The following is a 12,380-nucleotide window of genomic DNA, read 5'->3' as shown; positions in this document are numbered from 1 at the left end:
GTGTTCTTAAATCTTCAAAATCATTCAAATCTTAGTCAAAACGCCTTAGTCGATTCCTACGGTGAGACATTGTCATACCAGGAGTTGATAAATTTTTCATTTAATATTAAGCCGCTATTCGAAAAAAGAGCGCTTGTTTTTATTTTGTCGAATAATGAAATTGGCTGTGCAGCTTTTTATTATGCCTGCTTGGCAAATGAGATTGTTCCTTTACTAATTGGGACAGAAGTAGGGAAAGAACAATTTTTAAAGCTTAAAGAAACCTATCAGCCGCAATACGTGTGTTACCCAAGCAGATTTAAAGATAAATGGGAATCTTCATGTGGAGAGTTAATAGAATCATTTTTAGATGTAAATGTTTGTAAAACCAGTTTTGAATCCATTTCTCTACACGCTAGTCTGGCATTGCTTTTATCAACTTCTGGCTCTACTGGAAGTCCAAAGTTAGTGAGACATAGCTATAATAACATAGCAGCAAATGCTAAGAATGTAGCTGAAGTTTTTAAGATCTCACCAGATCATAAACCCGTTGCTTTTTTGCCTCTTCAATATACCATGGGCCTTTCTTTGCTGACTAGTCATTTATATGCTGGTGCAACAGTTTACCTTACTGATTTAAACCTAACTGATAAAAAATTCTGGGAATATGTTGAGTGTTCCAATATAACTAATTTGACCGGAGTACCTTTCACTTTTGATATATTAAACAAACTTCGATTTTTCAGAAAACCTAATACAAGTTTAAAAATAATTTCACAGGGAGGTGGAAAACTAGATGAAAAATTATTTGAAACCATTGCAAATTACTGTGATGAAAACGACATTTCGTTTATTCCTACCTATGGTCAGACTGAAGGTACCGCAAGAATGTGTTATTTAGCTTCGAATGAAACTTTAACTAAAATCTGTAGCATTGGAAAGGCGATTCCTGAAGGTAAAGTCTACATAGTTGACGAGGAAAATAGCAGTATTGAAAAACCTCAACAATCGGGAGAATTAGTCTATGAAGGACCTAATGTGACCCTAGGCTACGCCGAAAGTATTGAAGACTTAGCAAAAGGAGATGATTTTAAAGGAAGACTCTATACTGGAGATATCGCTATGATGGATGAAGACGGTTTTCTTTTTATTGTCGGAAGAAAAAAACGCTTTTTAAAATTGTATGGATTAAGAATAAGTCTGGATGTCTTGGAAAATTCTATCAAAAATAAGTTTCAAACAGATGTATATTGCACTGGAGATGATAAAAAATTGAAAGTAATCATAACAGAAGATGATTTAAAGGAAAAAGTTCGCAGTCATGTTCTCGATTTCTCTCAGTTATATCACAAAGCAGTTGAAGTGATTTATATGAAAAGTATCCCGCGGAGCAAATCAGGAAAAGTTACCTTCAATAACAAAATTTAAATCACCTTGTAAAAGCAAAATAGACGATCGTACGATTACACGACAAACAATTCAAGATCAACTAAAAACCATAAACAAAAAACAATTACACATTACCTTTGACTCTCGACCATTAGACTAAAGACCGCCAACTAAACGATCAACTGCAAACGGTAAACCGTTAACGACTTCACGATCAGCTAAAGTCAGGCAATAATAAATCTATAGGAATTAGAGGAGCTGGAAAGTTAACCCCTAATTATTTCTTCAAAATCATCTATAGAGAGCCCTGCAAATTCAGCAGCTTCATAATTGGTAACAATGTGATGATCCTTTTTCCCTATTTCTTTTTTTAATGTTTTCATGCGCCTATACGCGCTTACCATGGCTCCGCCATAGGCGGCCTGGAGGTCGCTGGCAAAAACACGTCGTATAGGGATGCGTGGAGTCATGGTGTATTAGGAAAGCTGTGAATTAATAATAGATTCAAAATCATGGACATCAAGACCATAATACTCGGCAGCTTCATAATTAGTTATGAGTTGATGTTCCTGCTTATCGAAGTAATCCTTGATCTTTTGCATATCCTTTTGTGCAGTTCGTAGATTAACACCTCTCATGATCATCAGATCTTTTGTTTTAATAACACGCATAAAACTATGTTTCTTATAATACAGTTGAAAACCTCTTTTTGTTTAAAACTTTAACATTTCAAGCATAAAATATGATATAAGTCAACTTTATTTCAATATTAAAACAAAGCTTAAGCCTGGGGTGTGACAAGTAAATGAACCCCATTTTATTGATCTAAGTCTCACACGAAATTTCTTTCCCAAAACACAATTCTAAGATTCGTATTAAAACCTGTCAGGCGGATATATCAAAACCTCGTCAAATCCTCTAACACCAAATCACCTCTCTATATTTCTGTTGAGCTAAGTCTGTACTGTGCTTAGCTAAAAGGTTTAAGTATTCATTTTTTTTAGTTTGAGTCCTATCGACTGTGCTCAGGTTAAACTAAAGTCGAGAACATTTTTCCTTTTCGTCATGCTCAAGAAAAATAAGGTATAGAACCCTTACTATTTTTTGTTTAAGTTCGAGCCCTTCGACCATGCTCAGGATAAACTAAAGTCGAGAACCAAACCACCTCTCGATACTTTTTCATTCCGTTCTACTACATGAAAACACTCGAGGAGACACACGTTATTTCTTTTTAGACAAGAAACCTAAAAACCGGAGGTTGAATGTCCCGCCTCAGGCGGGTTGTACCTGCCTGCGTTCCTTGGAAGGCAGGTTGAAATCCCGCTATCCGATTATACCATTACACGATTACACAATTTACGATCAACTGAAAACGGATAACAACTACACGATAAACAATCCCCCCTTTGGAGGTTAGGGAGATCTCAAGTATATCTCAAGTATAGCTTAAGTATTAAAACACCAACAGTCATAAAGCGAAAAAAGCGTCTGTAAACGAACTTTAGGTTAAAAATTCTCAATAGTAATCAGTATTAATCAAGTTTTTCATATCAGCTAAATAGCGTAATACCAATGAAATAAGCCGCTTAAATTTGTTTCATCAACCAGTAAGAAGTGTTGAAATTATAACAAAGGTGGAATGTAAATTTTATGTCGACAGCAGGAAACCTTTGGCGCGCAACTCAACACTTTAAACTGATAGAAAATTAAATTTTGTTTAATCAGCCTTGTAACAATAGGCTCTAAAACCCAACAAGATGGCAAAATTAAAGTCATTATTGAAAATTGAAGGAACCCTGGATGGGATGACCTTCTATAAGAACCAGGAAGGAGAATACCTTGTTAAGACCAAAAGTGGAGTGTCCAAAAGCAGAATCCAAAACGATCCTGCCTTCATCAGAACTCGGGAAAATGGTCAGGAATTCGGTCACATTGCTAAAAGCGGTAAAGTCTTCAGAAGAGCAATTGCCACTCTGATAGCCGATGTGCAGGACCGTTCCAAAACTTACAGGCTTACCAGCCAGCTCAATGAAGTTAAAAGATTTGATACAACGTCGGGCCGTGGTGAACGAAAAGTAAGTATAGGGATTGGTAGTCCTGAAGGTAAGGAAGCCTTGAAGTTCTTCGACTTCAATAAAAAGGCAACCTTGGATGCAGTCTTAAAGAGCAGATATGAGCTCGACACGGTAGCGAATGAAATCACGCTGAATGGGTTTACACCACGGTTAAACCTTGGAGTGCCTCAGGGAGCAACTCACGTAGAGTTAAGTGCCGCTATGATGAACTTCCATTTCTCATCTGGCGAAGGAGAGGTGGCGATGAGCAATGTTGAAAATCTGGAAATAGACAATACAACAGCTAACATCGCTCTAAACTTCTCAAGCACACCCACAGCAGCAGGAGAAACCTATTATTTCTTAAAAGTAGCATACTTTCAGGAATTCAATGGACAGCAGTATCCCCTGTTAAATGGAGCATTCAACGCTTTGCAAATCATAGAAATCGTATAATTTAAAACTGCAAAGTTAGCTTAAGCCATCTGATTGAGTTCAGGTGGCTTTTTTAATTCCGTGTTTGCTACTGAATTTAAAACCACATAGAGGTGAGTTTCAAAAAGAGTCTTAAGCCTTGATGAATTCATAGCTTCAAGCCATCTGATTGAGTTCAGGTGGCTTTCTTTATTCCGTGTTTGCTACTGAATCTAAAACCACATACAGGTGAGTTTCAGAAAGAGTCTTAAGCCTTGATGAATTCATAGCTTCAAGCCATCTGATTGAGTTCAGGTGGCTTTCTTTATTCAGTGTTTGCTACGGAATCTAAAACCACATAGGGGTGAGTTTCAAAAAGGGGCGTTAGCCCTGACATATTTTTGACATATTTGAGATGTCAGGGCGCTGCCCCTTCATTTTAATTTGATACAGTAAGTTATTAAGATTTGTGGGCGCTGCCCCCAAAATCAAATCGATTATCATTAAAAATTGTTAAACATCTCGATGGTATAAATGTAGTTGTAGACTACAATTGGTTTTAAGTTTTATTCTATAATTCAGTTGGTTTAGACTCGAGGAGACATACTTTATTTCTTTTCAGGCAAGGAATCTAAAAACCGGTGGCTGAGTGTCCGCCACAGGCGGATGTATCGAAGCCACATTGAAAACGGATCATAAAACCCGACTTACTAAAAATTAATAGAAACCTAAGTAAAAATATATGTCAGGTTGAGTGGATTTCACTTTTTTTGGAAAAAGTGGAATTTGTATCGATACCTCTTCAGACCCTCTAACATCAACGCACCTCTCGATACTTTTTCATTCCGTTTTACTCCATGAAAACACCCGAGGAGACATCCGTTATTACATGTTTAAGACTAAATTTCACATAAATTAAAATAGTAAATATCTAATTAGTAGAAAGCCGACTGATTTCCAGAAATACCTGTGGCTTTCGCGGAAGTGCGTTACGAAGTAACAGGCATGAAGCGAATAAGCCAGCAGGGGTTTTGCGTAGAGTAACGAAGCAAAAATTTCCTTAAATCAGGCTTGACTTTTTGGTTCGTTTTTTGTCAAGAAAAAATGAACAGAAGCAATTATTTTATCTCAATCTATTAGGTTGAACCTACCTCCCAAGTTACGCAAGTTAGTTCAATAACAAACTTAAAACCTTGGCTGAGTGTCCGCCTCAGGCGGATATATCGAAACCTCGTTTGACCCTTAAACACCGAAACCACCTCTCGATACTTTTTCATTCCGTTTTACTTGAGGAGACATACGTTATTTCTTTTTAGGCAAGGGACCTAAAAACCGAAGTTTGAATGTCCCGCCTCAGTCGGATTGTACCTGCCTGCATTCCTTGGAAGGCAGGTCGAAATCCCGCTATCCGATTATACCATTACACGATTACACAATTTACGATCAACTGAAAACGGATAACAACTACACGATAAACAATCCCCCCTTTGGGGGTTAGGGGGAACAATCCCCCCTTTGGGATTAAAGGGAGAGATAAGCAATTTATAAATACTCGAGGCAAACTTTAAATAATTAGTAACTAATTGATTGAAAATACGCTACAATTCTTAAAATTTCAAATAAATTCTATATTCAGTTTAAAAGGAAGACTATATATTTGTTATATATAAAATCAGGATTATGAAAAAAATTACATTATTCACTTTTGTCCTTGCCGCTTTTTCATTTAACAGCTTTGCACAGGAAAGTTTAACCCAGGACTTCAACAAGTTTTCTTTGGATCTTGGAGTAGGTGTAGCCAAAGCATCTTCACCAGTTACTGAAGATATTCCTTTCGATACCAAATTACAGGATTTAGCGTTTGAAGCTGGGGCACGTTACATGTTCAATGATAAATTTGGACTAAAGGTAAGTGGTCTTTATTTTGAAAGTACCAATACTTCAGATCCAGCCTTTGACGTAGATACCGAATTTTTCCGGGCTAACCTGGAAGGTGTGGCCAATTTAGGTAACATCTTAGGCTTTAGAGAATTTACTCAGCGTTTCAACTTGTTATTTCATGCGGGTGCTGGTATGACTCACGTTTCTTTACCTGCAAATGCAGTGTTAGCCAATGAAAGTGAAACTCTGCTTAATTTTATGGGAGGGATTACTCCCCAAATCAAGTTATCAGAGCGTTTTTCCTTTAACGTAGACCTTTCCGTTTTAGGAAACCTTGGTCAGGATTTGACTGTTGATGGTCGTCCAAATGCACAAACCAGAAACTTTGATGGGATGATTGTGACGGCAACGGCTGGGCTTTCTATCTATTTAGGCAAGCATGAAAAACACGCAGACTGGGTAGATAACTCCCCTAAAAAATTATTTGGAGAGCGTGTAGAAGAACTTGAAAATCAGTTAGCTAAAATTCAGCGTGATATGCAGGATACCGATAAAGACGGTGTTCCAGATTATCTGGACAGAGAGCCAAATACAACCTCGGGGGTTGCTGTAAATACCAAAGGAGAGTCTATCGACAGAAACCAAAACGGTATTCCAGACGAGTTGGAAAGCTCTTTGGAAAAAATGTACGTAACCAAGGAATTTGCTAAAGAAACCTATTTCGCTGGTGGTGTAGAAGGTGTGAAGCCTAATGCCAACGACAATTTGATCAATGTTTACTTTAGATTCGACAGCACTCAGCCAGAATACTATTCTCTGGATGCGATCAACCAAATCGTAAAATATATGAGAGCCCATCCGGAAGCAGAAGCAGTCCTAACTGGATATGCTGACCAGATTGGTAACTCAGATTACAACAAAACCTTATCAGAAAATCGTGCTAAGAAAGTATATGACATTGTTATTGCTTCAGGTATCGAAGAATCTCGCCTAAGCTATAGAGGTGGTGGTGTAGATAGTTCTGTAGATAAAGGATCTCAGGAAGCCAGACAAATCGTAAGAAGAGTTTCCTTCGAACTGAGATAAAAGCCCTTTTAAAAAAAATTACTAAAACTCCGAAAGAGCTATCTTTCGGAGTTTTTTTATGGGATAGCTTACTAGGCATTTGACAACAAGCCCTTGTCATTCCGACAGAGAAGCTTTTCGCTTCGACGAGGAATCTCTTCGGCATAGGAGATTTTTCAGTTGCCGAAAAGGCTCCGTTCCACGCCTAAGGCGGGAGGGTAGAATGACAGTAAGTCCTTGTCATTCCGATAGAGAAGCTTTTCGCTTTGACGAGGAATCTCTTCGACATGGGAGATTCTTCAGTCGCCGAAAAGGCTCCGTTCCACGCCTTAAGGGGGCGGGCAGAATGACAGTAAGTCCTTGTCATTCCGACAGAGAAGCTCTTCGCTTAGACGAGGAATCTCTTCGACATGGGAGATTCTTCAGTCGCCGAAAAGGCTCCGTTCCACGCCTAAGGCGGGAGGGTAGAATGACAGTAAGTCCTTGTCATTCCGATAGAGAAGCTTTTCGCTTAGACGAGGAATCTCTTCGATATGGGAGATTCTTCAGTTACCGAAAAGGCTTTGTTCCACGCCTAAGGCGCAGGCAGGTAGAATCACAGTAAGTCCTTGTCATTCCGACAGAGAAGCTTTTCGCTTCGACGAGGAATCTCTTCGACATGGAAGATTCTTCACTCCGCTACGCTACATTCAGAACGACAATCCACTCTTTGACCCTTGCCCTGTCTTTGTTCTATTTTCTTTTGTCTTTGTTCTTTCATATTTTTATTTTCGACTCACGACTCACGACTCACGACTCACGACTCACGACTCACGACTCACGACAAACCACCTCTCGATACTTTTTCATTCCGTTTTACTACATGAAAACACTCGAGGAGACATAAGAAAGCCCTAAGACTCTTCGACTATTCGAATAACGAATAAACGAATAAACGCCTCCACGAAAAACTGCCAACAAATGACCGGAAAAAGACCACTATCTTAATCATTTCATAACAATAGAGCCTTCGCCAGACCATAAGAAAGTATCATTTTTGCGGTTGATTTTTTCTAAATGGAAACGCTTTACATTTCCCTTATCGTTTTGTTGTTCTTTCTCGCTATAGCCGACCTGGTTGTAGGGGTGAGTAATGACGCGGTAAATTTCCTGAATTCGGCGATAGGGTCCAAAGCTGTCCCTATGCGTACCATATTGATTGTAGCTGGACTTGGGATTTTGGCGGGTGCAGTATTTTCGTCGGGGTTGATGGAAGTCGCACGGAAGGGTATCTTCAATCCGGAGTTGTTCTTTTTTGACGAAATCATCATTATCTTTTTAGCGGTGTTGATCACGGATATTTTGCTGTTGGATTTTTTTAATTCTCTCGGTATTCCTACCTCTACAACGGTGTCTGTAGTATTCGAACTTCTTGGTGCTGCTGTAGTCATTTCCCTGTTGAAGCTTTATGAGACTGGTGAGGGTTTTGCAAGTTTGGAGCAGTTTATCAATGTCCAAAAGGCCTCCGAGATCAGTTTGGGAATTCTCATTTCCGTTTTTGTAGCCTTTATCGTAGGCGCGGCAGTTCAGTTTGTGTCCAGACTGGTTTTTTCTTTTGATTACCATAGAAAATTGAAATACATCGGAGGATTGTATGGCGGGATTTCCCTGTCTGCAATTACTTACTTTATACTGCTGAAGGGTACCAATTCGATCACCTTTCTGGATCAGAATATCATTGAGCAGGTGCTTGAAAATAAAATCTGGATCTTAAGCCTTAGTTTTGTGTTCTGGACGCTGATGTCTCAGCTGCTTATTCAGGTCTTTAAATGTCATATTCTTAAGGTAATAGTCGTGATAGGTACCTTTGCCCTGGCTTTGGCCTTTGCGGGTAACGATTTGGTCAATTTTATAGGTGTAAGTATCGCTGCCTGGCAGTCTTTTCTCCTGTGGCAGGAGGCTTTTTTAGCGTCTGGAGTTCTGCCTTCTGAGTTCCTGATGGACGGTTTATCGGGTGAAGTGCAAACCCCGGTTTTTTTACTGGTGACCGCTGGAGCAATCATGGTGGTAACGCTTTGGTTTTCGAGTAAAGCACAATATGTGGTACAAACCGGAGTCAATCTTGGTCGACAGGGAGAAGGCCAGGAACGCTTTCAGCCCAATGCTTTATCCAGGACCGTGGTGAGGTACTCCGTATTTGTTGGGCAAACGTTTTCTCAGGTCTTATCCGAGCCCATTCAGGATAAAATCAACAGCCGATTCAGTTATCCGGAAAAAGCATTTGAATATAAGAAAGGAGTGGCCAAGCCTGCGTTCGATTTGTTGAGAGCATCGGTTAACCTGGTGTTAGCAAGTATTTTGATTACACTGGCGACTAGCTATACCTTGCCACTGTCCACTACTTATGTGACGTTTATGGTAGCTATGGGAACTTCTTTTGGTGACAGAGCCTGGGGCAGGGAGAGTGCTGTTTACAGAGTTGCAGGGGTGTTCAATGTGATTGGAAGCTGGATTGCAACGGCCGCCATTGCCTTTACAGCTGCAGGCTTACTCTCGCTTGTGATCTGGTTTGGATCGTATTATGCGATTGGTGTTTTGCTACTGATAGCCTTATTCTCCATTGTACGTAGTGCTATAAGACATTCCAAACGGGCTAAATACGAACGTGAACACAAAAAATTCAATAAAACTGACATCATCACGATCAATGAGATGACCAAAGAGTCTTCTGAAAATATTGTAAAGATCATTTCAGGGGTCAATGACTTGCTGTTAGATGTCGTCAACAATTTAGGGTATCATGATTTGAGCCGATTGAAAAAAAGTCTGAAAACACAGGAGGAGCTTGAATTGACGATAGATGAACTAAAAGATAATATATTTTATTACATCAAATCTTTGGAGGACACCAATGTGGAAGCGTCCAAATTTTATGTGTTAACCCTGGATTACCTTCAGGATATGGTGCAGTCGCTGGCTTACATTACCAGAAGTAGCCATACCCACGTTAGCAATAACCATAAGAATCTAAAATTCAGTCAGATTCGTGATTTAAAGAGTGTTCAAAGGGATTTGGATGAGGTATATGGAGAGCTGGTAAAAGCCTTTCAGTCTTCTGAATTTGATAGCATTGAGCAGCTGATTACTGACGAGAAAAAGGTCTTGGATAAAATTTCAGACCTGCTTCAAAAGCAGATCGATAGAATTCGCGATACAGAGAATAGTCCAAAAAATTCCAAACTTTACTTCGGCATTTTACTCGAGACCAAAAACTTAACCAAAACCTCCATTGCTCTGTTGGAGTTGTTCAAGGAATATTACGAAGAAGCAAGACAGGAGTTTTGAGGTAGTATAATAGTTATGAGTATTTGAGTTTGTGAGAGGTGAGTAAAATGATTAAGAATTAAACACAATTCTCAGGAATGGCCTACTTTTTATGTAAGCTAAAAAACAAGAAATTATCGAAGAAAGGCTGAAGGATCAGTGCCCTAGTAAACGGTTGGCGTTGTGTAGAGGAGATACTTTCGTAGTTTTTAAAGACATAAAAATAAGCTTAGTCCCCAATGCTTTGGGGATTGTTTCTTTTTTCGGCGATGCAAATCGAGGAACGAGATTTATGAACACTTAATCAATAACAACTGGGGTGAACTAAAAAAGTAATGAAAGCATTCATTCGATCTAAAATTAATTAATATAATGATAGAATTGCTTTGAAAGTTATAGCCCCAGAAAGCCTAATCCCTCAATAACTCATAAACTCACCAACTTCTGAATACTGAATATCGAATACAAAACACCGAACATCAACTTTCAAAACTTGCCGTTTCATCTCAGAAAATTTAATTTCTGACCCATTGCCCAGTCTTTGTTCTATTTTCTTTTCTCTTTGTTCTTGTCATTTCAAATTTTTATTTTCGACTCACGACTCACGATTAGTCTATCATTTGATCACACGGGAAACGATCAACTGTGAACGATAAACGAATGACAACTACACGACAACCCTTTGTCATCTCGAGGAAAATGAAGTGACGAGAGATCTTTTCATTCGTGGATAAATAAAGATTCTTCAGTCGCCGAAAAGGCTCCTTCATAATGACAGTAAGTCCTTGTCATTCCGACAGAGAAGCTTTTGCTTCGACGAGGAATCTCTTCGACATGGGAGATTCTTCACTCCGCTACGCTACATTCAGAACGACAATCCACTCTTTGTCTCTTGCCCAGTCTTTGTTCTATTTTCTTTTCTCCTTGTTCTTGTCGTTTCCAATTATTCATAAGCCTTTTATTCTTTCTATCTTTACATTAAAAAAACTAAAGAATGAAAATATATACCAAAACAGGTGATAAAGGCACGACGTCCTTATTTGGAGGGAAGCGCGTGGCTAAGCATAACATCAGGATAGACAGTTACGGAACGGTAGATGAACTGAATGCCAATTTAGGTTTAGTCAGGGATCAGGATTTGGATCAAGCGTCTAAAGCGGGACTGATTATCATTCAGGAAAAGCTATTCACGGTAGGGGCGATTTTAGCTTCCGATCCTGGTAAAGCCTCTAACGCCTCCAAAGTACCACAACTTAAAGAGGAAGACATCGATTTTCTTGAAAAAGAAATCGACAGGATGAACGAAGACTTACCGCCAATGACGCATTTTGTATTGCCCGGCGGACATGCAGCCGTGTCGCATTGCCATGTGGCAAGAACCGTTTGCAGACGCGCAGAACGCATTTGTGCCGCTCTGTTCAATTTGGAACCTTTCGACGATAAAGTTTTACAGTATTTGAATCGGCTTTCAGACTACCTGTTCGTGCTGGCCCGTTGCATCGCTAAGCAAAAAAATGCCGATGAAGTCAAATGGATTCCCGATACTGGTAAGTAAGGTAGTTGTGAGTCCTTGAGTTTCTGAGTGGTGAGGTATTGAGTAGGTGAGTCTCTTAGTTTGTGAGTTTTTGTAAATTTGAAATAAATAGGAGTGTTGTAGGTGTGAGTCTTTGAGTGGTGAGTTGAAGCCTTGTGAGTAATTTAAAATCTCTGCGAACTCTGCGCCTCCGCGGTGAATGAAGATTAATGAATACTGAATATTGAATACAGAACACCGAAGTTCAACTTTCAAAACTTGCCGTATCATTTTAGAAAATTTGATTTTTGACTCCTTATCTAGTCCTTTGTTCTATTTTCTTTTCTCCTTGATCTTGTCGCCTCGAATTTTTCAATCCCGACTACTCGATTATACGAATACACGATTAGTTTATCATTTGATTAAACGGAAAACGATCAACTGTGAACGATAAACGGTTGACAACTATACGATAGCCCTTTGTCATCTCGAGGGAAACGTTGTGACGAGAGATCTTTTCAGTCATCTAGATATAAAGATTCTTCAGTCACCGAAAAGACACCGTTCCACGCCTAAGACGGGCAGGCAGAATGACACTAAACTTTTGACCAGTTGACCAATCTTTGTTCTATTTTCTTTTGTCTTTGTTCTTTCATATTTTTATTTTCGACTCACGACTCACGACTCACGACTCACGACTCACGACTCACGACTCACGACTCACGACTCACGACTCACGACTCACGACTCACGACTCACGACTCACGACTCACTACTCACGA

Annotated in this window: 7 protein-coding genes; 5 read left to right on the top strand and 2 right to left on the bottom strand. The window is 39.4% G+C overall.

Annotation, left to right across the window (positions count from 1 at the left end; translation table 11 throughout):
* Positions 1-1,407: an AMP-binding protein gene (locus tag LB454_RS11055; RefSeq protein WP_224464733.1), complete on the top strand. Its 1,407-nt coding sequence runs from the start codon at positions 1-3 to the stop codon at positions 1,405-1,407.
* Positions 1,408-1,634: 227 nt separating this feature from the next.
* Here LB454_RS11055 and LB454_RS11050 read toward each other — a convergent pair whose 3' ends face one another.
* Both LB454_RS11050 and LB454_RS11045 read right to left on the bottom strand, forming a co-directional pair.
* A complete protein-coding gene (locus LB454_RS11050; protein ID WP_224464732.1) occupies positions 1,635-1,838 on the bottom strand; it encodes a hypothetical protein in 204 nt (67 codons plus the stop codon).
* 6 nt (positions 1,839-1,844) lie between these two features.
* Complete coding sequence (locus LB454_RS11045; protein ID WP_224464731.1) at positions 1,845-2,039, bottom strand: hypothetical protein; 195 nt, start codon at positions 2,037-2,039, stop codon at positions 1,845-1,847.
* 1,086 nt (positions 2,040-3,125) lie between these two features.
* Between LB454_RS11045 and LB454_RS11040 the strand changes: the two genes are divergently transcribed.
* The 4 genes from LB454_RS11040 (at position 3,126) to LB454_RS11025 (ending at position 11,640) form a co-directional block, all read left to right on the top strand.
* A complete protein-coding gene (locus LB454_RS11040) occupies positions 3,126-3,878 on the top strand; it encodes a hypothetical protein (RefSeq protein ID WP_224464730.1) in 753 nt (250 codons plus the stop codon).
* Positions 3,879-5,516: 1,638 nt separating this feature from the next.
* Complete coding sequence (locus LB454_RS11035; protein ID WP_224464729.1) at positions 5,517-6,803, top strand: OmpA family protein; 1,287 nt, start codon at positions 5,517-5,519, stop codon at positions 6,801-6,803.
* Between the two features lie 1,035 nt (positions 6,804-7,838).
* Positions 7,839-10,106 carry an inorganic phosphate transporter gene (locus tag LB454_RS11030; protein ID WP_224464728.1) on the top strand — a complete coding sequence of 756 codons (2,268 nt, stop codon included), beginning with the start codon at positions 7,839-7,841 and terminating at the stop codon, positions 10,104-10,106.
* A 973-nt stretch (positions 10,107-11,079) separates the two neighbouring features.
* Positions 11,080-11,640: a cob(I)yrinic acid a,c-diamide adenosyltransferase gene (locus LB454_RS11025; RefSeq protein ID WP_224464727.1), complete on the top strand. Its 561-nt coding sequence runs from the start codon at positions 11,080-11,082 to the stop codon at positions 11,638-11,640.
* The last annotated feature ends 740 nt before the right edge of the window (positions 11,641-12,380 follow it).

The sequence above is a fragment of the Psychroflexus montanilacus genome (assembly GCF_020164535.1).
In the GTDB taxonomy this organism is placed as follows: Bacteria; Bacteroidota; Bacteroidia; order Flavobacteriales; family Flavobacteriaceae; genus Psychroflexus; species Psychroflexus montanilacus.
Note: the sequence above shows the minus strand (reverse complement) of the source record. Positions and strands in the feature narration are given on the sequence as shown.

Bases quoted from the DNA above. Each gene is read 5' to 3' on its own strand.
- LB454_RS11050 (WP_224464732.1), bottom strand. From the start codon at position 1,838: ATGACTCCACGCATCCCTATACGACGTGTTTTTGCCAGCGACCTCCAG.
- LB454_RS11045 (WP_224464731.1), bottom strand. From the start codon at position 2,039: ATGCGTGTTATTAAAACAAAAGATCTGATGATCATGAGAGGTGTTAAT.
- LB454_RS11040 (WP_224464730.1), top strand. From the start codon at position 3,126: ATGGCAAAATTAAAGTCATTATTGAAAATTGAAGGAACCCTGGATGGG.
- LB454_RS11035 (WP_224464729.1), top strand. From the start codon at position 5,517: ATGAAAAAAATTACATTATTCACTTTTGTCCTTGCCGCTTTTTCATTT.
- LB454_RS11030 (WP_224464728.1), top strand. From the start codon at position 7,839: ATGGAAACGCTTTACATTTCCCTTATCGTTTTGTTGTTCTTTCTCGCT.
- LB454_RS11025 (WP_224464727.1), top strand. From the start codon at position 11,080: ATGAAAATATATACCAAAACAGGTGATAAAGGCACGACGTCCTTATTT.